This window comes from Methylomonas sp. AM2-LC (assembly GCF_039904985.1).
Taxonomy (GTDB): domain Bacteria; phylum Pseudomonadota; class Gammaproteobacteria; order Methylococcales; family Methylomonadaceae; genus Methylomonas.
The window spans coordinates 4,033,833-4,058,899 of sequence record NZ_CP157005.1 but is presented as its reverse complement, the minus strand read 5'-3'; the positions used below and the strand labels follow the sequence as shown (position 1 = coordinate 4,058,899).

Annotated in this window: 22 protein-coding genes; 9 read left to right on the top strand and 13 right to left on the bottom strand. The window is 42.1% G+C overall.

The genetic code is table 11. The annotated features are described in order from the left end of the window. The first annotated feature begins 11 nt into the window (after positions 1 to 11). The 3 genes from ABH008_RS18025 (at position 12) to ABH008_RS18015 (ending at position 3,664) form a co-directional block, all read left to right on the top strand. Positions 12 to 1,805, top strand: a complete 1,794-nt coding sequence (locus ABH008_RS18025) for an ABC transporter ATP-binding protein (protein WP_347986995.1) — start codon at positions 12 to 14, stop codon at positions 1,803 to 1,805. A 593-nt stretch (positions 1,806 to 2,398) separates the two neighbouring features. Beyond that, positions 2,399 to 2,977: a PEP-CTERM sorting domain-containing protein gene (locus ABH008_RS18020; RefSeq protein WP_347986994.1), complete on the top strand. Its 579-nt coding sequence runs from the start codon at positions 2,399 to 2,401 to the stop codon at positions 2,975 to 2,977. A 96-nt stretch (positions 2,978 to 3,073) separates the two neighbouring features. Next, entirely contained in the window at positions 3,074 to 3,664 is a 591-nt protein-coding gene (locus ABH008_RS18015; protein ID WP_347986993.1) for an FxDxF family PEP-CTERM protein, read from the top strand. Positions 3,665 to 3,762: 98 nt separating this feature from the next. Here ABH008_RS18015 and ABH008_RS18010 read toward each other — a convergent pair whose 3' ends face one another. Then, entirely contained in the window at positions 3,763 to 4,647 is an 885-nt protein-coding gene (locus ABH008_RS18010; protein ID WP_347986992.1) for a LysR family transcriptional regulator, read from the bottom strand. Positions 4,648 to 4,681: 34 nt separating this feature from the next. Next, positions 4,682 to 5,668 carry an EF-P beta-lysylation protein EpmB gene (gene epmB, locus ABH008_RS18005; protein ID WP_347986991.1) on the bottom strand — a complete coding sequence of 329 codons (987 nt, stop codon included), beginning with the start codon at positions 5,666 to 5,668 and terminating at the stop codon, positions 4,682 to 4,684. A gap of 73 nt (positions 5,669 to 5,741) precedes the next feature. On the opposite strand from epmB, the gene efp reads away from it, so the two are divergent. Further along, positions 5,742 to 6,311, top strand: coding sequence for an elongation factor P (gene efp / locus ABH008_RS18000; protein ID WP_347986990.1), 570 nt, complete (start codon positions 5,742 to 5,744; stop codon positions 6,309 to 6,311). After that, positions 6,311 to 7,294, top strand: a complete 984-nt coding sequence (gene epmA, locus ABH008_RS17995) for an EF-P lysine aminoacylase EpmA (RefSeq protein ID WP_347986989.1) — start codon at positions 6,311 to 6,313, stop codon at positions 7,292 to 7,294. Before efp ends, epmA begins: the two co-directional genes overlap by 1 nt. A gap of 51 nt (positions 7,295 to 7,345) precedes the next feature. Here epmA and ABH008_RS17990 read toward each other — a convergent pair whose 3' ends face one another. Further along, positions 7,346 to 8,125, bottom strand: a complete 780-nt coding sequence (locus ABH008_RS17990) for a UDP-2,3-diacylglucosamine diphosphatase (RefSeq protein ID WP_347986988.1) — start codon at positions 8,123 to 8,125, stop codon at positions 7,346 to 7,348. A gap of 442 nt (positions 8,126 to 8,567) precedes the next feature. Between ABH008_RS17990 and ABH008_RS17985 the strand changes: the two genes are divergently transcribed. The 3 genes from ABH008_RS17985 to rimI are packed head-to-tail and all read left to right on the top strand — an operon-like array spanning position 8,568 to position 11,479. After that, entirely contained in the window at positions 8,568 to 10,112 is a 1,545-nt protein-coding gene (locus tag ABH008_RS17985) for a 2-isopropylmalate synthase (RefSeq protein ID WP_347986987.1), read from the top strand. Positions 10,113 to 10,125: 13 nt separating this feature from the next. After that, positions 10,126 to 10,923 (top strand): uracil-DNA glycosylase, encoded by a 798-nt coding sequence (locus ABH008_RS17980; RefSeq protein ID WP_347986986.1) that lies wholly within the window; start codon positions 10,126 to 10,128, stop codon positions 10,921 to 10,923. A gap of 1 nt (position 10,924) precedes the next feature. Further along, entirely contained in the window at positions 10,925 to 11,479 is a 555-nt protein-coding gene (gene rimI, locus ABH008_RS17975; protein ID WP_347986985.1) for a ribosomal protein S18-alanine N-acetyltransferase, read from the top strand. 417 nt (positions 11,480 to 11,896) lie between these two features. Here the strand turns inward: rimI and ABH008_RS17970 are convergent, their stop codons facing one another. The 7 genes from ABH008_RS17970 to hslV all read right to left on the bottom strand — a co-directional run bounded on the left by ABH008_RS17970 (position 11,897) and on the right by hslV (position 18,911). Then, positions 11,897 to 12,589: a hypothetical protein gene (locus ABH008_RS17970; protein WP_347986984.1), complete on the bottom strand. Its 693-nt coding sequence runs from the start codon at positions 12,587 to 12,589 to the stop codon at positions 11,897 to 11,899. Positions 12,590 to 13,547: 958 nt separating this feature from the next. Next, complete coding sequence (gene ubiB / locus ABH008_RS17965) at positions 13,548 to 15,116, bottom strand: ubiquinone biosynthesis regulatory protein kinase UbiB (protein WP_347986983.1); 1,569 nt, start codon at positions 15,114 to 15,116, stop codon at positions 13,548 to 13,550. Between the two features lie 19 nt (positions 15,117 to 15,135). Next, complete coding sequence (locus ABH008_RS17960) at positions 15,136 to 15,774, bottom strand: SCP2 sterol-binding domain-containing protein (RefSeq protein ID WP_347986982.1); 639 nt, start codon at positions 15,772 to 15,774, stop codon at positions 15,136 to 15,138. Positions 15,775 to 15,878: 104 nt separating this feature from the next. Next, the gene (gene ubiE / locus ABH008_RS17955; protein WP_347989992.1) at positions 15,879 to 16,628 is read right to left on the bottom strand and encodes a bifunctional demethylmenaquinone methyltransferase/2-methoxy-6-polyprenyl-1,4-benzoquinol methylase UbiE; all 750 of its coding nucleotides are present in this window, start codon (positions 16,626 to 16,628) and stop codon (positions 15,879 to 15,881) included. Between the two features lie 11 nt (positions 16,629 to 16,639). After that, positions 16,640 to 17,029 carry a DUF971 domain-containing protein gene (locus ABH008_RS17950; protein ID WP_347986981.1) on the bottom strand — a complete coding sequence of 130 codons (390 nt, stop codon included), beginning with the start codon at positions 17,027 to 17,029 and terminating at the stop codon, positions 16,640 to 16,642. 3 nt (positions 17,030 to 17,032) lie between these two features. Then, positions 17,033 to 18,352 carry an ATP-dependent protease ATPase subunit HslU gene (hslU, locus tag ABH008_RS17945; RefSeq protein ID WP_347986980.1) on the bottom strand — a complete coding sequence of 440 codons (1,320 nt, stop codon included), beginning with the start codon at positions 18,350 to 18,352 and terminating at the stop codon, positions 17,033 to 17,035. 4 nt (positions 18,353 to 18,356) lie between these two features. Beyond that, positions 18,357 to 18,911, bottom strand: coding sequence for an ATP-dependent protease subunit HslV (gene hslV / locus ABH008_RS17940; protein WP_347986979.1), 555 nt, complete (start codon positions 18,909 to 18,911; stop codon positions 18,357 to 18,359). Positions 18,912 to 19,301: 390 nt separating this feature from the next. Between hslV and ABH008_RS17935 the strand changes: the two genes are divergently transcribed. Then, a complete protein-coding gene (locus tag ABH008_RS17935; protein WP_347986978.1) occupies positions 19,302 to 19,727 on the top strand; it encodes a hypothetical protein in 426 nt (141 codons plus the stop codon). 259 nt (positions 19,728 to 19,986) lie between these two features. Here ABH008_RS17935 and ABH008_RS17930 read toward each other — a convergent pair whose 3' ends face one another. From ABH008_RS17930 to ABH008_RS17920, 3 genes are all read right to left on the bottom strand, one after another. Then, complete coding sequence (locus ABH008_RS17930) at positions 19,987 to 20,631, bottom strand: MBL fold metallo-hydrolase (RefSeq protein ID WP_347986977.1); 645 nt, start codon at positions 20,629 to 20,631, stop codon at positions 19,987 to 19,989. A gap of 386 nt (positions 20,632 to 21,017) precedes the next feature. Further along, a complete protein-coding gene (gene odhB / locus ABH008_RS17925) occupies positions 21,018 to 22,235 on the bottom strand; it encodes a 2-oxoglutarate dehydrogenase complex dihydrolipoyllysine-residue succinyltransferase (protein ID WP_347986976.1) in 1,218 nt (405 codons plus the stop codon). Next, entirely contained in the window at positions 22,225 to 25,062 is a 2,838-nt protein-coding gene (locus ABH008_RS17920) for a 2-oxoglutarate dehydrogenase E1 component (protein WP_347986975.1), read from the bottom strand. The genes odhB and ABH008_RS17920 overlap by 11 nt, the downstream gene beginning before the upstream one ends. Positions 25,063 to 25,067 lie beyond the last annotated feature (5 nt).

Genomic DNA, 25,067 nt, shown 5'->3' with positions numbered 1-25,067 from the left:
TCATACTGTTTATGCTAAAACACCAAGAAAATCAGCGCGCATTAGTCGCGCCCGATTTACCCAATACTACGGTTAAATTCATACTATATAGTATGAGACAGTTTCAAGGCTTATTGGCTTTGATGCTGGTTTTGGAAACAGGGCAGGCTGCCGCTAATATTTTGGTGCCTTATGCCATAAAAGGCATTATGGATGCTGTGGCGCAAGCGACAACGGAGACTGTGCAGCAAATATTGTTCGGTCCTTTTCTGTTGTTAGCTGGATTAGGGTTAGCTGAAACGTTGTTTAGTCGTGCGAGTGGTGCGGTGCTGATAATTACCGGACCCAGGTTGCGACAGTCTACTACCCGTAATCTGTTTGCCTATCTGCAATACCATTCAGTCAAGTATTTTGGTAATCATTTTGCAGGTAGTTTGGCGCATCGTATCAGCGAAACCTCAATGAGCGTTAATCATACTGTGTGGTCTTTACTTTGCGATTTTTGGCCAATTGCAGTGACTTTTGTGGTGTCTATTTCCCTATTACTCGGTGTACACCAAACCTTAGGCTATTTTGTCGGTGGTTGGGTGTTTTTATATGTAAGTATTTCTTTTTTATTAGCTACCCGTTGTCAGCCGTATGCGCAAAATTTTGCTGCCACCCGTAGTCTCGTCAATGGCAAGATTGTCGATGCCGTAACCAATATTTTGAACGCTAAGTTATTTGCACGTTTTGCCCATGAACGTGACTATCTGGATGGTTTTCTGGAAACGGAAGTACAGGCCGCCAGACGTACTTTTTGGTATATGGAAAGAGTGCGCTGGTTTCAGTTTCTGGCGGCGGCGGCGCTAAAATTGGGTACAGTGTATTTTGCTTTAACTTTGTGGAGTGCTGGCCTGATCAGTGTGGGTGCTTTTACGATGAGTGTGGGTTTGGCGTTACTTATTATTAATGATGCTCGAAATCTGACGCGGCGATTTCTAGAGTTTTTTGAGTATGTAGGCAATGTGTCCAATGGTATAGAAACTATTGTGCGACCACATGAAATTGTGGATAAGCCCGGCGCTCAGCCATTGGATATTTCCTCAGGACGGATTGAGTTTCAGAATGTAAAATTTGCTTATGATGCAGAAAACTGGGTATTTAATGATTTAAGTGTGGTCATAGAGCCTGGGCAGCGCGTTGGATTGGTTGGATTTTCTGGCTCAGGAAAGTCTACTTTCGTGAGTTTAATACTGCGTAATTTTGTGCCGCAAAGTGGACGTATTTTAATTGATGGTGTAGATATAGCGGAGGTAACCCAAGAATCCTTGCATGCGCAACTTAGCTTAATCCCGCAAGATCCTAGCTTGTTTCATCGTAGTCTGCAAGAAAATATCGGTTACGGAAAACTGGGCGCTAGTATGGCAGAAATCAAATTGGCTGCGCAAATGGCGCATGCGGATGAGTTTATCCAAGCCATGCCTGATAATTATGCAGCACTGGTCGGTGAACGTGGTGTTAAGTTGTCCGGTGGTCAACGCCAACGTATTGCCATTGCCAGGGTGTTGCTTAAAGATGCGCCAATTTTGTTGCTTGATGAAGCAACCGCTAGTTTGGATTCAATTACCGAAAAAACCATACAAGAAAATCTGGATCGGGTTATGGGGCAAAAAACCGTGATTGCTATTGCACATCGCTTATCTACCATTGCACATCTGGATCGCATACTGGTTTTTGATAAGGGGTGTATTGTAGAGCAGGGCAGTCATTCTGATTTGTTGCAATGTAAAGGGTTTTACTATCAGCTTTGGTCTCGTCAGGCGGGCGGTTTTTTACCCGAATAAATGTATCAATCCATAGATGGCTAATTTTGATTTGGGTGATTTAATGATTAAATGATTTGAAAAAGTCAATTATTTTCAATTGGTTATGTGTTTTTGTGGATTATGTTAATTGCCGCATGGTTTTTGACACAAAGATGACTAATATGGTAAAGTCAGTCTGTAATTTTTTTGTAAAATAGATCTTGGCTTTTCTGGTTAAACAATCGTTTTGTTTTATCGGAATGTTGGCAATTTGCAATATAAAAGAAATTTTGTTGCATTGTACTTTTGGTCAATAGTATTAGATTTTGATAAGGGATATAGTTACATCACGCTGTAAGTATTTGGAAGTTTTCTGATCTTACTGTTTAAAAACTTTTTGGAAATATTCTGATAGTTTTTATTTAAGGAAAAAATAGCGTGACTGTAGAGTGTTTGTTGAGGGTTAATCAAACACAGGAACTATGATCTTGTTTTTGGAAATGGAGCATCACTTTAATAAAGCTGTTTAAGGTGGGGCCTAACTTCAAAAGCCTAATTGAAGAACAGGGATAGCAGGGTTACAAATAATCACACTACTAACTTTAACTTTAACCTTATTAAAAGGATCTCTTATGTATTTTAAAAAACTTTCTATTGCTGCGGCTTTATCTTTAAGTTTTGTTGGTATGGGTGCTGCTCAAGCAAGCAATTTGGTAACCAATGGCACTTTTAACACATTGTCAGGCTGGACAGTAACGCAACTCACAACTGGTGATATATATGCTTCTAATAATGCCGCAGTTTTTGATGGATCAACGACAGGCGAGTTTATTACACAAACTTTATCGGGTTTAACTATTGGTGATACCTACCAATTTACTTTTCAAGTTAATGTAAGTAATGATGCTCCTGCTTCATTTGCCGCTTATTTCGGTAGTTCTACATTATTGCCTGCTGTCAACGGTGCAGGAACAGGACAATATGTTACATATACTGAAACAGCAACCGCAACTGCAGCAAGCGAAGTTTTAAAATTCCAGGGTTATAATTCGAATGGAATGACAAAGCTCACAAATGTTAACGGTATTGATTTAACTTCTGCTGGCAATGTTAAAGCGGTTCCTGAGCCAGAAGTATTGGGTATGATGATGGCTGGTCTAGCTGTAATGGGGCTGGTTACTCGTCGTAAACAAAGTGCGTCATTGGCTTAGTCGGTTCTTTAATCATCACTGTCTTTGTTTTGTCAAGGCAGTTTGCCGTCCAATTTAGGGTGTGCATTGTTTTTAATTTATCTTAAAGGATCGGTTATGACTTTTAATAAAAAATCTCTTGTTCTTGCGCTGGGTTTAAACATGGCGCTTATATGTAATGCTAATGCAGACTTGGTGAATGATCCATTTTTGTCATCAACTTCTAGTTATACTGGATCTGGATGGCGTCTTTCAACTGACGCAACGGGAACTGGCTTTACTTTCGATACATCAGATCCAGGTGCTTTTGGTTTTGGTTTAGCAAGTAGCAATAATATTCCTGTTGAATTATACCAAGTATTTAAAGGATTAACGGTTGGTGCTCAATACACTATTAGTTTTGCAGTTCTTCTTGATTCGAGTCCTAGTTCTGCAACAAGCTTTTCAGCTAACTTCGGTGGCAGCAACTTATTAACGCTTAATACTCCGGCTACATCCTCTTTGCCCGTTACATATAGTTTTACAGAAACGGCTGTTAGTAGCAAAGAGATTTTGTCATTTTCTGGGTATAACTCAAACGGTAATTTCAATTATCTTACTGGCCCAATTTCCGTTTCAGCAGTACCAGAAGCTGAAGAGTGGGCTATGATGTTGTTAGGCTTACCGTTAATGGGTTGGGTCGCTCGTCGTAGACAATTAGCTGCTTAATTTTTAGGCACTGATTGATGTTCTATAATCCCCTTGCAAAGTTTTTAGCTTTGCAAGGGGATTTATCGTTCGAAATTGCTCGTGTTAATTTTATCTGTTCATCGTTCAAAATATCGCAGTAAAAAATCAATAAAAGTGGTCAGCTTGGCAGGATAAAAACGCCGTTGTAGGTAAGTGGCATAAATAGCCAATGACACACATTGATATTCTCGTAAGATCTCTACCAGTTCCCCTTTTTGTAATAGTGGCATTGCAGAAAGCTTTGGCGCTCTGACTATTCCCATGCCCAACGCTGCCGCCTGACAGAGTACCCGGCCGTTATTAGAAGCTAACAGCCAATCTGTTTTAAATTTTTTTACCTCTCCTGCCAAATTAAACGCCCAGAAATCGCCATGTGGAGTGTCCACATAATGTAGACACGGATGTTGGCTGAGTTCGTTCAACGATTGCGGACAGCCGTTAGTTGCCAGATAGGCTGGGGATGCATAAAGTGAGAGTTCTGTTTCTGCAATTTTTCTAGCTACCACACCGGGGTCTAAGGTATCGGTTACCAATAAAGAAATATCAAAGCTGCCTATACGTAGATTCGGCGGTTTGTTGTCCAGAGACATTAACACTTTGATGTCTGGAAATTCTTGCATAAATTTTGCAATCACTGGCACCATATACATGCCGCCAAAATCAATCGGTGCGCTGATTTTGATATGTCCTTTGACGCGTTCACCCATTTCAGTTGTGGATGCCTCCAAATCAGCTAAATCTTCCAACAATTGGCGGCTGCGATTGTAGTAAGCTTCACCTGCACTGGTCAGGTTTAAGGAACGGGTGGTACGGTTCAGTAAAACGACCCCGAGAGATGCCTCCAGGTTGGCAATATATTTGCTGATCATCATTGCCGAACATTTCTGTTCCTTGGCAACGGCACTTAAGGTGCCTAATTCAACTATCCGGCAGAACACCTGCATATTATTAAACTTATCCAAACTAGTTACCTCAGTGTCTCTAAAATCTGCAAAATTAACTCAATGGGAGTTTAAATAGAGCGCCCGCTTGCTCACGGACGAGTTTAGGTACCAGATACCCAGGTAAATGCTTACGTAAATACTCTATCAGAGCTAGTTCTGTCTGTGCAGGCACTGCAAAATGTCCAGTGCCATTGGCTTTATCCAGGCTATGCAGATAATAGGGCAATATACCAAAGCTAAACAGCTTCTCGCTAAGCTGGTAGAGTGTTTTTTCATCGTCATTAACCCCCTTTAATAACACGCTCTGATTAAGCAAGGTAATGTTACGTTTTTTCAGTTCGACACAAACCTTGTTCAGTTCGGCACTTAATTCATTGCCGTGATTGGCGTGGATAACCATGACTAATTGCAGTTTCGAGGTGCTAAAAATATCCAGGAGTGTTGGGGTCATTCGTTCTGGTAGCACCACGGGGACTCTTGTGTGCAAGCGAATACGTTGTAAATGCGGGACAGTATGCAGTTTTGCCAACAGGGCAGCTAATTTATCATCATTAAATAATAAAGGATCGCCACCGCTTAAAATTAGCTCATTAATTTCAGTATGACAGTTTAAATAGTCAATGGCTTGTTGCAGCTTTTGCTTTGAAAGCTGTTGTTCACCATACGGAAAATTACGGCGGAAACAATAACGGCAATGGATGGCGCATGCACCTGTCACTATCATTAGGGCGCGGCCATGATATTTATGGATAAGTCCTGCACTAGCCACTGCTGCTAAATCGCCTACCGGGTCTTGACTGTAGCCCGGAAAATTAAGCATTTCCGCTTGGAGTGGTAACACCTGTCTAAGCAGGGGGTCGTTAGGATTGCCCACTTGCATAAGATTGGCAAAACCACGTGGCACTAACAGCGGAAAATTTTTTTCGTCTGAAAGTAATTCAAGTTGTGAGCTATTCAGCTTTAGATGACGACAAAGGTCATCAATATGGGTAAAAGCTTGTGCCAGTGTTTGTTGCCACGTCAAAGATTGACTGTCCAATTGCTCTCCAGTTTCCGAATAAAATATATATCTATTATAATCTCCAGACTATTATTTGTTTCACGAGGAAAAGATGGCTATCTACAGCACCAACGAATTTAAGGGCGGTTTAAAGATCATGTTGGATAACGACCCTTGCTCCATTATTGAGAATGAATTTGTTAAACCCGGCAAGGGACAAGCATTCAATCGGGTTAAAATCAGAAACCTTAAAACTAATCGCGTCATAGAGCGTACCTTTAAATCGGGCGATACGGTAGAAAGTGCCGATGTGATTGATGTAGAAATGCAATATTTGTATAGCGATGGTGAATTTTGGCACTTTATGGTGCCATCCACTTATGAGCAATATCAATCTGAAAAAAATGCCGTAACTGAAGCAATAAAATGGTTGAAAGAACAAGACGTTTGTACTGTAACGCTCTGGAATGATGCCCCCTTATCAGTCTCACCTCCCAATTTTGTTGAATTGGCTATTACTGAAACCGATCCAGGATTAAAAGGGGATACTTCAGGTGGTGGTGGAAAGCCTGCTACTTTGGAAACGGGGGCAGTGGTTCGGGTGCCTTTATTTGTGCAGATTGGCGAAGTCATTAAAGTTGATACACGTACCGGCGAATATGTGTCACGAGTTAAAGACTAGTGGAGCAGATTGTTTGGCAGCCTGCGTGTGATCAGCGGCATTTGCGTCTACGGGCGCAAATGCTGGCCGATATCAGGATGTTTTTTCATAAGCGAGATGTATTAGAAGTAGAAACGCCTTTATTGTGCGCAACCACTGGAACTGATCCACAATTGGATTTTTTTGTCACGCAGCTTAATGCTGCGCCAAATTACCCGCATTTATATTTGCAAACCTCTCCAGAGTTTGCCATGAAACGTTTACTTGCGGCTGGATGTGGCAGTATTTATCAAATCTGCAAGGCATTTAGGAATGGCGAAAGCGGCAGACTGCATAATCCGGAATTTACACTTTTGGAATGGTATCGGCTGGACTATGCATTGCCCGCATTAATGACGGAAGTTGCTGAATTGTTAAAAGTTTTGCTTGATAAAGCCTTGCCAACCTTACAAATTAAGCATGTTACCTATCAGCAGTTGTTTCACGATGCCACTGGTTTAGATGCACTGGAATTTAATTTGACTCGCTATCAGGCTTTTGCACAAACGCGAGGATATTCTGAAGCAGCAGATTTGTGTGGCAAACAGCCTGTGTTATGGCTAGACTTCCTGTTTAGTCACTGTGTACAGCCGGCTATGCCACAGAATACTCTGCTTTTGGTGGCGGATTATCCATCCCGATTATCGTCTCTGGCTCGTGTCAGTAGCAAAGATCAGCGTCTTAGTGAGCGCTTTGAAGTATTTATTAACGGTGTTGAATTGGGAAATGGCTATTTTGAATTAACGGATGCTACAGAGCAGTCTGCCCGGTTTGATCAGGAAATAGCCTATCGGCATCAGCAGGGATTGAAAACAGTGGAAAAGGATCAGCGACTATTATCGGCTCTAAAGGCCGGTTTACCCGATTGTAGTGGCGTTGCAATCGGTTTGGACCGCTTATTAATGTTTATAACCGAAAGTCGTCACATTGATGAAGTGTTGGCATTTCCGTTAAATATAGCCTGACTTTGGCGAGAGAAGTGCAATCAACGATCCTTAGATTGCACTATTGCTGGATTAATTGACTAATGCAGTTTTTTCAATGACAGCTAACTCTTGTTTAGCCCAAGTGATTAACTCCAGGTTACCGTCATGATGTTCTACAATTGCGGTGCAACTTTCTACAAAATCACCCGTATTAATATATAAAAAGCCACCAATATCTTTCATTTCGGCGTGATGGATATGACCACAAATGACACCATCCAAATTACCATTTTTTAAAGTGTTTACTATGCTGATTTCATAATCAGAAATAAATTGCACCACATTTTTGACTTTGTATTTTACATAGGCGGCCAAAGAAAAGTTTGAAGGCATGCCGATTATATTTCGGAAGAAGCGTAGAAACCTATTGATATCTATTAGCAAGTCATAGCCTACGCTACCAACTTTTGCCAGCCACTGATAATGCGTGGCTATGGTGTCATATTCGTCGCCATGTACAATCAGAAAGCGTTTACCCAATAAGGTGGTATGAATATCTGAGTTTTTAACGACAATATCGCCGAATACATAATTGTCATACTCCCTGACATTTTCATCATGATTGCCAGGTACATAAATAATTTGAGTGCCATGTCTGGCTTTGCGCAAGAATTTTTGAATAATGGTGTTATGGTCAGGTGGCCAATACATTTTTTTGGACAATGCCCAAAAATCGATGATATCACCAACCAGATAGAGTTTTTCACTCTCATTATGCTTTAAGAAATCGAGCAAAGTATCGGCCTGACACTGCGTAGAACCTATATGCAAGTCAGAAATCCAAATTGTTTTATAGTGGTTGGTCGTCATAAGCACGTTTACAAAAATAGTTCTGTAGATGAGTATATTCTCATCTGCATTTGTGACAACTGCATTACAGCTGCTGTTCTTATCCTGTTAGTGTGAAAAAAAATTGCTTTTTGAGCATCAATTGCCAGAAAATTAGGCCTGCTTAGGCTGCATGCTGGTTGCCTATAAGCGATAAAAAGTGGGTGTCAATCTGCTAAATGTATAAAATTCTCATTCGGATACTTGAGCCTTTGCGCACTATACAGTATAGTTATAAGCTATGAATATCAGGACTTCTATTGCATCCGCCCGCTTAATTCTTATGCCTTTCTCTGGCAGAATGCTACTTGTCTTATCTCTTAGATTCCTGCCCTGTCGGGCATTTAATCTATCTTAGTTAACCAAAACACCTTTTTTGTATCCCCGGCTTTTAAAAGCTGACTATTTCATGAACGGAGTTATCATGAAAGATAAATTGATTATATTTGATACCACTTTGCGTGATGGCGAGCAAAGTCCCGGTGCGTCAATGACGCGTGACGAAAAAGTACGTATAGCCAAGGCGCTGGAACGTTTAAAAGTTGACGTTATAGAAGCCGGTTTTCCTGCAGCCAGCCAAGGCGACTTTGAATCCGTTCAGGCAGTGGCTGATAACATTAAAGACAGCACTGTGTGCGGTTTGGCGCGAGCATTAGATAAAGATATAGATCGGGCTGGCGAGGCTTTAAAGGGCGCAAAGAGCGCGCGTATTCATACTTTTATTGCAACATCGCCTATTCATATGCAAATGAAATTGCAGATGTCGCCAGAGCAGGTTATAGAGTATGCAGTACGCGCGGTGAAACGTGCCCGCCAATATACCGACAATGTTGAGTTTTCTCCAGAAGATGCCGGCCGTTCGGAGGAAGATTTTTTGTGCAGAATTCTGGAAGCCGTTATTGATGCAGGTGCTACCACTTTAAATATACCTGATACGGTGGGCTATAGTATGCCTCAGCAATTTGGAGCCACTATCGCCAACTTGATGCAACGTATTCCCAATGCGCATAAAGCGATTTTCTCGGTGCATTGTCATAACGATTTGGGCTTGGCCGTGGCTAATTCACTGTCTGCGGTTATGAATGGTGCGCGGCAAGTAGAATGTACCATCAATGGTTTGGGCGAGAGAGCAGGTAATGCCTCTTTGGAAGAAGTGGTTATGGCCGTTCGTACGCGTCAGGATTTCTTCCCTTGTATTACTACTCTGGATACTCGCGAAATTGTTACCTGTTCCAAACTGGTTTCATCAATCACTGGTTTTCCTGTGCAGCCTAATAAAGCAATTGTGGGGGCCAATGCCTTTGCCCATGAATCGGGTATTCATCAGGATGGTGTTTTAAAAAGCCGTGAAACCTACGAAATTATGCGTGCCGAAGATGTTGGTTGGTCAACAAACCGCATGGTACTGGGTAAGCATTCAGGACGAAATGCTTTTAAAACCCGAATGATAGAATTGGGTGGCGAATTTAATAGCGAAACGGATCTGAACGATGCCTTTTTCCGTTTTAAGCAATTAGCAGACAAAAAGCACGATATATTTGATGAAGATTTACAAGCCTTGATTTCTGAAAAAGGCTTTGAAGCGGAAGACGAACACATTAAATTGTTAAGCCTGAAAGCATGTTCAGAGACCGGCGAAACGCCTCATTCAACCGTGACTATCCGTGTAGATGGCAAAGAGATGACTGGCAATGCTCAGGGTGGTGGTGTTGTGGATGCCAGCTTGAAAGCAATCGAAAGTTTGGTAAAAACGGATGCTACGCTGTCACTTTATTCAGTGAATAATATTACCACGGGTACCGATGCCCAAGGTGAAGTGACAGTAAGACTAGAAAAAGCCGGGCGAATTGTGAATGGTTCTGGTGCGGATACCGATATTGTTATAGCCTCTGCAAAAGCCTATATTAATGCGGTCAATAAGTTACAGAGCCCAGAGCAAAGAAGACATCCACAGAAAAGTGATGTTTAAATTGTAATGATTGATGGATAACGCAACTCGATTACACTATCTTGAGGCTATGGGCATTACTATCTGGGTACCCAGACAGAGGCCCATAGCCTCAGAAGCAGAGGCTATGCAATCGGAGGCATTGCAAAATCCAGTTAGTCAGGATGTTGATTATTTGCAATCCGTTGATCAGCTAGCTATTCAGGCCGAACATATTGATCTAGTTGGTAATCATTTTAATGCTAGGTCAGTACCGCATGATACGCTGTCGTTTAATAATGATTGGCAAACCTTACAACAGCAAGTGGCTGCCTGTCAGCAATGTTCGCTGTGCGAAACGCGCACACAAACGGTATTTGGGGTGGGTAATCGGCATGCCGATTGGATGCTGATTGGCGAAGCCCCCGGACAAAATGAAGATTTACAAGGTGAACCTTTTGTAGGGAAAGCAGGGCAGTTGTTAACCGAAATGTTAAGAGCTATCGGTTTGCGTCGGGAAGAAGTCTATATTGCCAATATGCTTAAATGTAGACCGCCCAATAATCGAGATCCATTACCTACAGAAGTGCAAGCTTGTCATGCATTCTTACAGCAACAAATTATTTTGTTGCAACCCAAACTTATTTTAGCCGTCGGCAGGATTGCTGCGCAAAACTTGCTGAATAGCAAACAAACGCTATCAAGCTTGCGTGGTATTCGTCATCAATTGCATAATATCCCGCTAATTGTCATACCTCATCCCGCTTATCTGTTAAGAAGCTTATTAGAAAAAGCTAAAGCCTGGGAAGATTTGCAGTTTGCACTGTCAGTCTATAAAGAACTCGAAAAATAATATGTGGAAATTACTCAATAAAGTAAAGAATTTTGTTGTATATGATGCAGATCGGGAGTTTTACGCCAAAGTGTTCCCTGATTCAGTTTCCATAAAAGACCTGTTGAGGTTGCGTAAAATGGATTACAGCGATTTACCTGCTGTTCTGGAGATAGAATCGCTTAATTACGAGTTTCCCTGGCCAGAAGGTATATTCAAAGACTGTTTACGCACGATGACCTACACCAATTGGGTTTGCGAAGCACCTGGCGATGTGATTGTTGGCTATTGCATCATTTCAGTGGCGGCCGGTGAATCGCACATTATGAATATCAGTGTTAGTCCAAATTTTAAACGCCAAGGAGCTGGTCAAAAAATGCTGGATTATCTGATTGAATACGCACGTCCTCGTGCTGAACAGCTGTTTCTTGAAGTTCGCCCCAGTAATCCTGGCGCAATTGATTTATACAAAAAAACCGGTTTTAGAGAAATAGGTGTGCGTAAAGACTATTATCCAGCTAAAGATGGCAAAGAAGATGCCATTATGTTTGTGTTGGATTTGGTGCCTATGTTGTAGTTGAAATTATGTAAGTATTTAAGAGTAAAAGTCCAAACTCAATCAGGCAATGGCTGGTAAATTTTGTCAATTGTAGTAATTGGCTTTATTTATTTATTTATATTCTTTGGGCGTTAAGCTAGTTTATTGTCTAATATCCGGCATCAAAACCAAGGTTATCAGCTGCATTTTAGCTTTTTGACAAGCTAGCTGAATAGTTCTAGTTTTTTAATTAATGACGAGCCTATAGTATGCTGCCGACGTAAGGAAGCGCATCTATCGAGTACATAGGCAAGTAATGCGAACGATGCACCTCCTTACGTCGGCAATATCCTGTCATCAGAAGTTGGCTCACCTTATCGAGTTAAAATTGAAAAAAAGTCACCTCATAAAGAGGAGACTTTTAATGTGGTCAATTTTAATGAACGCTTTTTGCTGTCAAACTTTACGACGAGTAAGGCTAAAGAACCCTAATATTGCCGGGCCGAAAAGCCATACTGCACTCGGCACGGGTACTGTAGTCACTGTGGCTGTGTATTGTAGGCTTAGGAAACCGTTACCGTTGAATGGGAGCTGCCAGCCGTTGCCAGGAACGTTGCTGAGGTAAGCGTTGCCTATGCCAAAGCCTGAAGTGTCTTGCGTTGTCTGGGTGCGTGATAGCTGAATGCCGGTCACGCTCGAGTCGCTGCTGGTTAGGTAAGCTATGTACTTAGTATTGGCATTTAGACTAAGTCCCAAGTTGTCGAACTCAACGGTGGTGAAGCCCCCTGTTGAATTAAAGGTTTCGACGGCCGTAGCGCTCGTGACTAGGGTCGGTCCGACCAAATTGGTTGTCTGATTCTTGGCGTTCGTGCCAGGGTTCCATTGGGCCACATTCAGCTGCAGGGACGCCGTCGTGTTACCAACCGCATAGAAGCTGAAAGATGACAGCGTAGCGGCCGATGTTAGGGAGAATACTTCGCCTACATCTGGCGAGTCGCTGCTCGGATTTGCCGCATTACCAAAGGAAGCAAACGGCAAACCGGTGTTCGCGCCACTTGGCTCATTGGTGTAGATAGCAGCGGATGCATTACCGGCGAAAGCAAGCAGAAAGCCTGCGAGTATTTTCAGTTGAAGCGTTGATTTGGTCATGGTTTTTTCCTTTCGTAAGAGTTAATATGTTTACAAATGTTTGAAATCGCTTGGTCGAACTTCTGGTAAAACATGAGGGATTTAGACTCCCTCCTCTTCTTGCGAATACCTTTACTTCCCTAAACAGTGTTGGTGAGGTCTCGTGCTATGGTCATGTACTGCACATAAGTACCTACCATTGTTGTTAACCTCGTCACTGTTGTTAGATAAATATCTAACGCAACTAACATACTCTTTGAATGTTACCGGGGTGTGAATGAAAATGTACTTAATAGTCAGAAAGACGTTGGACTATGGCTGGCAAAGTTCGGTCAGCCTTAGTATGTGGTGAGTTTACGAACCGCACCGATCTCGAATGATGCTGCGCACGTTGTTTACTTCATCCAGCGTGCTAGTTAGTGTTACTAAATTGAGTTTTTGTTTTTTCTTGTTCGAAGATATTGAGCCAAACGATATTGTTACCAATCATTAACTCAACATCTAATTCAGAACGTACAACGCAAACTATTTTTTGAACCAATGAGAACAAGACCATTCCTTCATTGGGGAGGATTTAAAGCCATTTCTATTTTCGTCCCAATAAACCCCAGAGGCTTCGCGGTACACATATTGGTATAAGGATCTTCCTTGTCCTTCTAGTCCAAGAAGTAACTCCCCTGTATTGAGAACTTCAACTCTAGTTATCGTTTCGCGATTCATTTGATTGCCCGTAATGTGGAAGCCCAACGTTCGAAACTATAAACCTAAGACTATCATCTGGTATTTTTAAAGCATACGTTAATCTGCTTAGAATGTTGGGCTTCGCGTTGCTCTGCCCAACGACATTTTGGGATTGTAAACGTATATTCTAGCTAACTTTACGTGCTTCCAAAATGGGTCTAAATTTGTTTTTCATTGAAGGATAAAATTGAAACTAAGGGTTTTAAACCTACTTACGCATTTTTACACCCTTACAGCCTTACCTTATAAAACCATAAAAGTGCATTAACACAGTGCTACTAATGATAAGGGTGGCGGTTACTATCGTCCATATAGTATTCTTATGATTTTGTTTTAGCTGCTGACGTAACAAGCTTAATTCCTGATTTTGCATTTGCATTTGTTGTTGCATTTGCGAGGTACTTTGTATGGCATGTAGTACCAGAGCCGGAAACTCGGGGAGTTGTTCGGTAATTTCGGGGAATTTTTTTAGTAGTTCTTTAATTTTTGCCGTTGGCCCCAAACGTTGTTTAAACCAGTTTTCCAGAAAAGGTTTGGCGGTTTGCCATAAATCCAGGTCTGGATATAATTGACGTCCTAAACCTTCGATGTTTAACAGGGTTTTTTGCAGCAGCACCAATTGAGGTTGTACAACCATATCAAAACGGCGCGCAGTTTGAAATAAGCGTAATAGTAATAAACCAAAAGAAATATCTTTCAAAGGTTTTTCGAAAATAGGTTCACAGACACTACGGATGGCTGCTTCAAATTCCTCAACCCGTGTGGTTTTAGGTACCCAGCCTGATTCAATGTGCATCTGCGCTACACGACGATAGTCGTGATTAAAAAAAGCCAGAAAATTTTCTGCCAGATAACGTTGGTCGGTATCAGAAAGGCTGCCTACAATACCAAAATCCACTGCTAAATATTTATCCGGTAATTCTACAAAAATATTACCCGGATGCATGTCGGCATGGAAAAAGTTATCCCGAAATACTTGCGTGAAAAAAATTTCTACACCGCGTTCAGCCAGTTTTTTAAAATCGGCATTACCAGCCTGTAATGCTTGCATATCACCCACGGGAATACCGTAAATGCGTTCCATAACCAAAACTTTACGCCGGGTCAGAGGCCAGTAAATTTCGGGTATATACAGCATGTCCGAATTTTTGAAGTTACTGCGTATTGCGCTGGCATTAGCCGCTTCCCGCACTAAATCCAACTCATCCAGCAGCGTTTTTTCAAACTCAGCCACCACTTCAATAGCACGTAAACGTCTGGCGTCCAGCCAGAATCGCTCAGCCAACCGCGCTAACTCATACATGAGTCCTACATCCGATTGAATTTTATCTTCAATGTTAGGGCGTAGTACCTTGACAATCACTTTTTCGCCGCTATGCAGAGTAGCTGTATGTACTTGGGCAATGGAAGCTGAAGCTAAGGGTTTGGAATCAAAATCGGCAAAGGCTTGACTGATTGTCATGCCTAATTGCTGCTCTATAATTTGTAATGCGGTGTCTACAGAAAACGGTGGCACTCTATCTTGCAATTTTACTAATTCTTCTGCAATGTCTTCGGGTAGCAAATCTTTACGCGTGGAAAGGGTTTGACCAAATTTCACATAAATGGGACCTAGGTCTTCCAGAGTGCGACGAATTCTAACACCGCGTGATTCGCGGGTTTTTCTGAACCAGAAATTAGGTGAAAAAAATGCGATATAACGAATGGGGCGAAATAGGTGCGTTTTCAGCACAATTTCATCCAGGCCGTGATACATCATCACCCAGTTGATATGGATGAGGCGCATAAGATATTTGGGGCGAATCACGGCGGGCGTCCTTAAGTGTTTATAATCGGGTTAATTTTGTGACAGCTATGTCTAGCCTATCAATCCGGGCTTTAAGCCGGTCAAAATCATTACGACAGGTATCTATTTGTTGAAAAAATTGCTCTGCTTCAAGTTTGGCGGGCAGATTACGGGTTTCTTCTTGCAGAAATTCTTCAACATTGAGGCGTAGGGTGGTTAAACTATTTTGGCTCCAACCAATGCCATTACGTATAAAGCGGCTCATTTGCTCTGCAAAACGCTCACCGGTAACCTGTGCCAGTTTGCTTTGCAGATTAATATCCAACTTAGCAAACAGGTTTTGTAATTTTCGTGCTATCTCAGGGTTTCCCTCAATGCGTACTTCGCCTTTGAATAAAGAATGCATTGGCGTTGCGCTTAACCCCATTAATCCTAAAGCAGATAAGGAACCGCTTAGTGTGGCGTCGACGCTGCCGAAATAATTATCCAGAATTTGTATGCCGGTACTGTTAGGGCATAAGTAAAGCGTTTCATCTGGTCGGGTAATATGAATAGCAATCACTTTACCTGTCAGTGGTTTCAATAATTCTTCCACTTGAGTATCCAGATTAAGATAGTTATTCAGTCCCGATTCAAAAGCTCCAATTAATAAGGGTTTAATTTGAAAAGTAGCCGACATGAAGTGCGCCTATAGTTTTAAATGCGGATTAAAAACTCTGCTGTACGTTTTTGAAAAAGGGCGCGGCCCGATGTCATTGGTAAGCGTTGAGATACTGCGCAGATTTAAAGTTTATAGCCTCTATGAACCGCTACGATACCTTGTGTCATATTAAAATATTCGCAACGTTCCAATCCGGCCTGTTCCATCATCAGTTTTAGTTCATCCTGCTTAGGATGCATGCGAATTGATTCCGCCAAATAGCGATAGCTATCTTCATCTTTAGCAACGATGGCACCAATTTTTGGTAACAAATTGAACGAGTAAAAGTCGTATACTTTTTCCGTGATAGGGTCAATTGGGTGTGAAAATTCAAGAACAATGACTCGACCACCCGGTTTTAATACCCGATACATGGAACGTAATGCGGCATCTTTATCGGTGACATTGCGTAAGCCAAAGCCAATACATACACAGTCAAAACTATTGTCGGCAAAAGGTAGGCATTCCGCATTAACTTGTGCGTAACGGATGTTGCCAGTTAAGCCCCGATTGATTAAGCGATCTCTGCCAGTACGTAGCATTTCTGAATTAATATCTGCCAAAACCACTTGGCCTTGTGAACCTACCCGTTTTTCGAACAAGGTGGTTAAATCACCTGTACCGCCGGCTAGATCAAGTACCTTTTCGCCGCTACGCGTGTTAGAAAGTTGTACGGCCACTCGTTTCCATATACGATGGATACCTAACGACATCAAGTCGTTCATTACATCGTATTGACTCGCCACCGAATCAAAAACGTTACGCACCAGCGCAACTTTTTCCTGTTTGGGTACTTGTTTGAAACCAAAATGCGTTGTGTCTTCGTTTGTCATCATAAACAATATTAATTATGGAGAGGCGATATATGAGTAATACCAGCGGCTTTAAGTTCGTTTAGGTAGGTAGACCACAGTAGTGGGTATTCTGCGCCTAGTTTATACAGCAAATCCCAAGAATAAATGCCGCTGTTGTGACCATCGCTAAAAGTCAGAGCAATGGCGTAGTTGCCAACGGGTCTAATATCGGTAATGCTGACATTCTCCTTGCCGATTTGCAAGGTTTCCTGGCCTGCACCATGACCTACTGCTTCTGCGGATTGTGTGTAAACCCGTAAATATTCACTCGGTAATTCAAAAATACTACCGTCATCAAAATGCACTTCTAAAAGATTGGATATCTTGTGAAGTTTGATTTCTGTAGGTGTGCAGTGGCAAGGATTAATTTGAATGCGCATGATTTAGAGTATATAGCGACTGAGGTCTTCATCATGTGCCAATTCTTTCAAATGGGCATCCACATAGTTTGCATCAATACTAACGAATTTTTCAATTAAATCGCTGGCGGTGAAAGAAATATCTTCCAGCAGCTTTTCCAACAAAGTATGCAAACGCCTAGCACCAATGTTTTCTGTTTTTTCGTTAACTTCCCAGCCTAACTCAGCAATACGTTTAATACCGTCAGCGGTAAATTGTAACTCTACACCTTCGGTAGCCAATAGCGCCTGATATTGTTCGGTCAGTGAAGCATTCGGTTCGGTAAGAATACGTACAAAGTCATCTGCACTAAGTGCATTAAGTTCAACGCGAATCGGGAAACGCCCTTGAAGCTCAGGAATTAAATCCGAAGGCTTGGTTAAATGGAAGGCTCCTGAAGCAATAAACAAAATATGATCGGTTTTGATCATGCCATATTTAGTACTGACTGTGCTGCCTTCTACTAAAGGCAGTAGATCGCGTTGCACACCTTCACGGGACACTTCTCCACCGCCCATTTCTGAACGTTTGCAGATTTTGTCAATTTCATCCAAAAACACAATGCCGTGTTGTTCAACTGCTTGAACTGCGGTTTGTTTGATTTCGTCCTCGTTTATCATTTTGCTGGCTTCTTCTTCCTGAAGTACTTTTAATGCATCCTTGATTTTTACCTTACGAGATTTGCTGCGTCCGGTATTAAGATTTTGAAACAGGCCTTGTAATTGACTGGTCATTTCTTCCATGCCGGGCGGTGCCATGATTTCAACACCGACCGTTGGATTGCTAACATCAATTTGAATTTCTTTGTCGTCAAAATCACCTTCACGGAGTTTTTTACGCATTTTTTGACGAGTAGTTGCTTCTGTGTCGGATATCATTCCGCCTTCGGCACGCGGTAGCAAGATGTCTAGCACTTTTTCTTCAGCTGCATCAGCAGCGCGATTTTGGACTTTTTCCATGGCCAAAATTCGGGTCATTTTGACAGCGGTATCCACTAAATCACGAATAATAGAGTCTACGTCACGACCCACATAGCCAACTTCAGTAAATTTAGTGGCTTCAATTTTTATGAATGGCGCGTTGGCCAGTCTAGCTAGGCGGCGGGCTATTTCGGTTTTACCAACCCCGGTTGGGCCTATCATTAATATATTTTTCGGGGTTATTTCATCGCGTAGTTCAGGGCCGACCTGGCTACGACGCCAGCGGTTACGTAATGCAATTGCAACGGATCGTTTAGCGGAAGCTTGACCAATGATGTGTTTGTCTAGTTCGCTGACAATTTCTCGAGGTGTCATTTGACTCATGAATTTACTCTGGTAGCTCTGTATCCAATTCTTCAATACGGAGATTGTGGTTGGTGTAAATGCAAATATCGGCAGCAATAGTCAATGATTTTTCGACAATCTCGCGTGCGCTTAATTCAGTGTTTTCAAGCAGTGCACGTGCGGCACTTTGCGCAAAAGCCCCACCAGAACCAATAGCCATAAAATCATATTCTGGTTCAATAACATCGCCTGTTCCAGAAATGATTAACGAGGTTTTGGCATCAGCAATAATTAATAATGCTTCCAGTTTACGTAAGGCACGATCGGTTCGCCAATCTTTTGCCATTTCAACGGCTGCACGGGTTAGGTTACCTCGATGTTTCTCTAGTTTACCTTCAAAATGCTCAAACAGTGTGAAAGCATCGGCGGTAGCACCCGCAAAGCCAGCAATGACTTTGTCATGGTACAAACGGCGTACTTTACGGGCATTGCCTTTCATGACTGTATTGCCTAATGTTACTTGTCCATCACCGCCAATGACAACCTTGTTGTCGCGACGAACAGAAAGTATGGTAGTACCTCTAAGTTCAATACTCATTTGCTATTAATGTTAAAGGAAATTGACAGATTTTACATTTCTAAGCGGTGATGAGCCAGTAATTTAATAAACTAAAGCTTTAAATTTAGACAAAGACACTTAATTTAACAGTCTACAAGGTGTATAAGGCAGCCGTCGATTTAGCATTTTCCGATAAAAGCCGGGCGTTATTTGGCATTTTTGTGAAGACTGGTAAATTAGTGCTTTTTAATAAAACCGAAGTGGGTGTTTGAATAGCATGATATTAAATAATCGGATTTACGCAAATACTCTGCTTACGCTTCGTCAGAAAACTTAAAAGTTGCTATTTAGGCATTGAATTGTCGTGAAAAACTCATTAAAGTTTAGCCTGCTAGTTCTACAAATAAAATAATAATCAAGAGGTCGACTATGAAATTAGCATTGGTATGGAAAAGCGTTGTTTTTATCAGCGCTATCATTTTTACCCAATCTGTTTTTGCAATAACGCCAGATGAGGATGATCAAAAAGAATGTAAAAAACCTAAATTCAGAGATTTTGTGCCAGCGGATAAAGCAGAGGTTTTGCCTGAATCAGCTATTTCATTTCATGTAAGTCGGGGAGCCGATCTTAATCATGTTACCTTGGAAGCTAAAGGCGAGAAGCTGCCAATTACAGTGGTTAACAGAGTAACGTATTTACAGGTTACCGGTAAATTACCTACGGCTTTGCGTGAAGGCTATGCGCGTATTCATGTTACTGCTAAAGCAGCCGATGGCGATTGTGTGGGGAGTGATGGTTGGTTAATCAAAATCAAAGATACCACCCAGTCTGAAAAGCATCAGGAGGCAAAATAGATTTTGTAAGTTTTTGGCATTGTCCTGCATAAAAACAAATTTTTTATGGAAGTGCTAAACAATGTGGCTTGCTAAATTGTTCGTGCGTGGTGTGTGTTGATCACAGTCACGCACGCTAAAGCGATTCTAAATGACAAAACCTACTGGGGTATATTGGAGCAATTTACTTTGCAACAATCCCTGTGTCGAAGTTTATAGGGTTAGGAATATATTTAAACGGTACTGGGTTAGCGGATAGTATTCAGATTTGGTAATAAACTTAGTATTTGCTAGCTAAGCCTACGTATGGATTAGTTTGCATTTCTGCGGCAAACGTTGACATGGGTCCGTGTCCTGGAATAAAAGCCACATCTCCGCCTAAAGGCCATAACTTTTGTTGTATAGAGTCAATTAAAGCCTGATGATTACTTCTGGGAAAGTCGGTGCGACCGATAGACCCTTTGAATAACACATCGCCCACGATTGCAAGTCTTAATTCAGGGCTGAAAAATACAATATGACCCGGTGTATGACCTGGACAATGTATAACTTTTAATGCTTGTTCGCCCACTCTAACGATATCGCCATCAGTTAACCAGCGGGTTGGGGTAAAGGCTTCGGCTATTGGAAAACCAACAGTTCGACATTGATCAGGTAAAGCCTGAATCCAAAAGTCATCTGCACGGTGTGGGCCAAAAATGGGTAAAGACATTTGTTCTGCAAGTTTTGCTACGCCACCGATGTGATCCATATGTCCATGGGTAACCAAAATGCTTTCCAGCTTAGCATCGGCTTGGTCAACAGCATTCAATAGTAAATCCAGATCGCCACCAGGATCAACCAGAGCGGCTTTACGCGTTTTCTGACAGACAAGCAATGTGCTGTTTTGTTGGTAAGGCGTAACTGGGATAATGAAATATTGCATGATAAAAGTTTAAAATGATGGAGTGCTATTAATAAATTGTTACTATTCGGTAGGGCATATCCCGATTACCCATTGGTTTCAGGGAACTTCTAAAAACCTGGCTGTTGCGCTTCGACGGGCTCAGTGTGAACGGTAACCTATTGATATATAAATGTCACCGTTCGTTCTGAGCCCTTCGATGCAACGCAGGAGAGCCTTGGCGAAGGGTGGTTTTTCGAAGTTCCCTTCCTATGTAAGATATGGGGGCAGCCATTCAAGTTTGCTGCAAGTCCTTACCGAAAAGCCCAGCAGCAAAATCCAGGTTGGTCATTACTTTAAATTTACCTGCAACTGCTGTCTTATGGCTGGGCATTGATGTTGACGCTTTTACCTAAATAAACGCAATACTAAATATTTAATAGCAAATGTGCGGGTGCTTCAAGGCATTCTTTTATGATGCCTAAAAATTGTACGGCCTCTTTACCATCTACAAGTCTGTGATCATAGGATAGCGCCAGATACATAATAGGACGAATGACAATTTCCTTGTTTTCAACGACTGGCCTGTCTTTGATGGCATGCATGCCCAAAATGGCACATTGCGGGGGGTTAATAATCGGGGTGGAGAGCATAGAGCCAAAGATGCCGCCATTGGTGATGGTAAACGTACCGCCACTGAGATCTTCAACGCTAATAGAGCCGTTTCTGGCTTTGTTGCCAAAATTGTGGATACCTTTTTCAATGCCAGCAAAATCCAGTTGATCAGCATCACGAAGAATAGGTACGATCAATCCTCGTGGCGTAGTGACAGCAATTCCAATGTCATAATAACCATGATAAATAATGTCATTCCCATCAATAGAAGCGTTGATGGCAGGGAAGCGCTTCAATGCTTCAATTGCTGCTTTAACAAAAAAGGACATGAAGCCTAGTTTAATCGAATGTTTTTCTTCGAAACGGTCTTTGTACTGGTTACGTAAATCCATAACCGCTTTTAGATTGACCTCGTTAAACGTGGTTAGCATGGCCGCATTTTGTTGAGCTTGTAGCAATCGCTCTGCAATTTTAGCGCGTAAGCGCGTCATGGGGACTCGTTGTTCTGGACGTAGAATGGCGTTGGCATTTGCTGAAAGCGGAGTATGCGGAGAAACACTAGCTGCGACATTTTCTGGAATGGCTGCAGGTTGTTCCTGTAAAAATTGTTCGATATCGGTTTTCAGTATACGTCCGTGTTTGCCTGAGCCGCTAATGGTTGCAGGATCTATTTCCGTTTCAGCTACCAATCGGCGTACCGATGGGCTAAGTATGGGTTCTTCTTTGGAAATAGGCGCAGTTTGGGGTGTTTTGCTGGGTGCCGTTGTTAAAGTCTGATTTTCATGTGAGGCGGATTGTATGTCCAGCGTAGCCAATACTTGACCACCTAATACAGTTTCCCCATTTTGTTTATAAATTTCTTTTAAAGTTCCTGAGTGTTGAGCAGGTACTTCCAATATCACTTTATCTGTTTCAAGGTCTGCGAGGTTATCGCCCTCATTAATCCAGTCACCTGGATGTTTATGCCAAACGATTAATGTCGCATCGGCGACAGATTCAGGGAGGCTGGGAACCAAAATTTCAAAACTCATATTTACTTCCTTCGTTGCTGCCGTATAGAGCAGTATTAACAACTGCCTTTTGTTCACTGAGATGGGTTTTATAATTGCCAACTGCGGGTGCTGCAGAAGGCACTCGGCCCGCGTAACTGATTAAAATATCTTTATCCAAGTTATTGGCAAAATGATGTTTGGATTGATACCAAGCCCCTTGGTTTTTGGGTTCTTCCTGACACCAGACTATGTGTTCAACATTTGGATATTTTTCCATTTCAGTTTTATATTGTTGAGCTGGGAATGGGTACAATTGTTCAATACGTAAAATAGCGATATGTGTTAGCTGGTCTTGTCGGCGAGCTTCCAGTAAATCGTAATAAACTTTACCAGCACATAATACTAAGCGAGTGACATGAAAGGGATCAATATCATCCTGCTCGCCAATAACGGTTAAAAATTCGCTTTGGGTAAGGTCATCAAGGCTGGAAACTGCTAGTTTATTACGTAATAAGCTTTTGGGACTCATCACAATCAAAGGCTTCCGATATTCACGTAGTAACTGTCGCCTTAATAAATGAAAGATTTGCGCGGGTGTTGTCGGCGTGCAAACTTGCATGTTTTGATCAGCACATAGTTGTAAATAACGTTCGATACGCGCGGAGGAATGTTCTGGGCCTTGGCCTTCAAAGCCATGCGGTAGTAGCATTACCAATCCGCTGAGCTTGCCCCATTTGCTTTCCCCGGAACTGATGAATTGATCAATGACCACTTGCGCACCATTGGCAAAATCACCAAATTGCGCTTCCCAAATCACCAGTTTGTCTGGAATGGTAGAGCTATAACCGTATTCAAAACCCAGAACACCTGCTTCAGACAATAAAGAATTGAAGATTTGTGGACGACCCTGTTTTTCGCTAATAAATTTTAGCGGAATATAGTTGTCGCCGTTCACTTGATTAAGTAATATGGCGTGCCGATGCGAAAATGTACCTCGACCAATATCTTGCCCAGTTAAGCGTATATCGTAACCTTCCTGCAGCAAGGTGGCATAAGCCATGTTTTCTGCAAAGCCCCAGTCTATTGGTAATTCGCCTTTAGCCATTTTGTCTCGGTCATTCATCACTTTTGCAACTCGGGGATGCAATTCGAATCCGGGTGGTAAATCTTGAAGGCGTTGATTACAAAATTGGACGTTTTCCAAGCTTACAGCAGTATAAGTTGGGGAGTCCCACTGTTTATTCAGGTATTTGTCCCAGCGGGCAGAATAAGAGTAAGTTTTGTTGACTATGATGGGGCGGGATACCACTTGACCATCGTTCAGTAATTTTAAATATTCCTGTTCAATCGTTGCAACCATGCTTTCAGGCAAGACATTTGCGGCGACCAGTTTTTGTGCGTAAATTTGCCGGGTGGTTGGCAGGTCATGAATGGTTTTGTACATCATAGGCTGGGTTGCTGCCGGCTCATCAGCTTCGTTATGTCCAAGTCGGCGATAACAAATCAAATCAATAACTACGTCTTTATGAAATTCCATACGGTAATCTAGTGCAATTTGTGTGACAAAAGCCACTGCTTCCGGATCATCGCCGTTGACATGAAAAACTGGGGCCTGAACCATATTGGCCACATCCGTACAATAAAGTGTGGAGCGAGCGTCAAAAGGGTTACTGGTGGTAAAGCCAATCTGGTTATTGATGACAATATGCACGGTACCGCCAGTATTGAAAGCGCGGGTTTCCGACATGTTTAAGGTTTCCATCACTATACCCTGTCCAGCAAAAGCGGCATCACCATGAATTAGCACAGGAATAATAGTCTCAATGCCATCAAGACCTTGTCGATCCTGACGCGCTTTGACTGAGCCTTCCACCACTGGGTTAATAATTTCCAAATGAGAGGGATTAAAGGCTAAAGTTAAATGAATGGGGCCGCCAGGGGTGGCGATGTTTGAGGAAAAGCCCATATGGTACTTTACATCGCCAGTGATGGCTCCCGGCATGGAGGTATGGGTGCCTTCAAATTCACCAAATAATGCGGATGGGCTTTTTCCAAGGATGTTAACAAGTACGTTAAGGCGACCGCGATGAGCCATTCCAAGCACAATTTCTTTAACTTTATTTTCACCCGCTCGTTGAATCAATTCATCTAAAATCAAAATTAGAGATTCGCTGCCTTCCAATGAAAAACGTTTTTGGCCTACAAATTTCCGATGTAGAAATCTTTCCAGTCCTTCTGCAGCGGTCAAAAGTTTTAACAACCATAAGCGTTTTTCTGGGTGACTGGCAAAATGAGTTTTAGCACCTTCCAGTTTGTCTTTGATCCAGAATTTTGATTCCGCATCGACAATATGCATATATTCGCAGCCAATACTGCCACAATAAGTGTCTTTCAGGGTGTCAATGATGGCTGTTAAAGGTAAGCGATCAAATCCGCAGAGACCTCCAGTATCAAATAAGGTGCTCATGTCGGTTTCAGATAAGCCGTAATATTCCGGTTCCAGATCTGCAGGCATGCTGATGGTGCGCCCTAAAGGATTATTAAGCGCAATTTGATGACCTTTAACCCTATATTGATTAATCAGGCGTGCAACGGCAGATTGTTTTTTTACACTCTGTTCGGTAAACCCTTGCATTTTTGCCAGTCGCCCTGGTTCAGCAATGGCGAGTTTCTCAAAACGTTCGACAATAACACTATGCGGGGTATCTTCGGTAGAGCCGCAGTGTATGAGGTCAAAACGCTGCCGCCAACTTTCTGGGACCGATTCAGGTTTATATAAGTATTGTTCGTAAAGTAATTCAATATAGTTGGCATTGCTGCCATATAAAGCAGAGGATTCTTTAAACAGTTCTAGCAGGGTCGTCATGCGAA

Coding starts and splice junctions, on each gene's coding strand:
- ABH008_RS18025 (WP_347986995.1), top strand. CDS start 12: ATGCTAAAACACCAAGAAAATCAGCGCGCATTAGTCGCGCCCGATTTA.
- ABH008_RS18020 (WP_347986994.1), top strand. CDS start 2,399: ATGTATTTTAAAAAACTTTCTATTGCTGCGGCTTTATCTTTAAGTTTT.
- ABH008_RS18015 (WP_347986993.1), top strand. CDS start 3,074: ATGACTTTTAATAAAAAATCTCTTGTTCTTGCGCTGGGTTTAAACATG.
- efp (WP_347986990.1), top strand. CDS start 5,742: ATGGCTATCTACAGCACCAACGAATTTAAGGGCGGTTTAAAGATCATG.
- ABH008_RS17990 (WP_347986988.1), bottom strand. CDS start 8,125: ATGACGACCAACCACTATAAAACAATTTGGATTTCTGACTTGCATATA.
- ABH008_RS17985 (WP_347986987.1), top strand. CDS start 8,568: ATGAAAGATAAATTGATTATATTTGATACCACTTTGCGTGATGGCGAG.
- ABH008_RS17980 (WP_347986986.1), top strand. CDS start 10,126: ATGGATAACGCAACTCGATTACACTATCTTGAGGCTATGGGCATTACT.
- rimI (WP_347986985.1), top strand. CDS start 10,925: ATGTGGAAATTACTCAATAAAGTAAAGAATTTTGTTGTATATGATGCA.
- ABH008_RS17970 (WP_347986984.1), bottom strand. CDS start 12,589: ATGACCAAATCAACGCTTCAACTGAAAATACTCGCAGGCTTTCTGCTT.
- ABH008_RS17960 (WP_347986982.1), bottom strand. CDS start 15,774: ATGTCGGCTACTTTTCAAATTAAACCCTTATTAATTGGAGCTTTTGAA.
- ubiE (WP_347989992.1), bottom strand. CDS start 16,628: ATGACAAACGAAGACACAACGCATTTTGGTTTCAAACAAGTACCCAAA.
- ABH008_RS17950 (WP_347986981.1), bottom strand. CDS start 17,029: ATGCGCATTCAAATTAATCCTTGCCACTGCACACCTACAGAAATCAAA.
- hslU (WP_347986980.1), bottom strand. CDS start 18,352: ATGAGTCAAATGACACCTCGAGAAATTGTCAGCGAACTAGACAAACAC.
- hslV (WP_347986979.1), bottom strand. CDS start 18,911: ATGAGTATTGAACTTAGAGGTACTACCATACTTTCTGTTCGTCGCGAC.
- ABH008_RS17935 (WP_347986978.1), top strand. CDS start 19,302: ATGAAATTAGCATTGGTATGGAAAAGCGTTGTTTTTATCAGCGCTATC.
- ABH008_RS17930 (WP_347986977.1), bottom strand. CDS start 20,631: ATGCAATATTTCATTATCCCAGTTACGCCTTACCAACAAAACAGCACA.
- odhB (WP_347986976.1), bottom strand. CDS start 22,235: ATGAGTTTTGAAATTTTGGTTCCCAGCCTCCCTGAATCTGTCGCCGAT.
- ABH008_RS17920 (WP_347986975.1), bottom strand. CDS start 25,062: ATGACGACCCTGCTAGAACTGTTTAAAGAATCCTCTGCTTTATATGGC.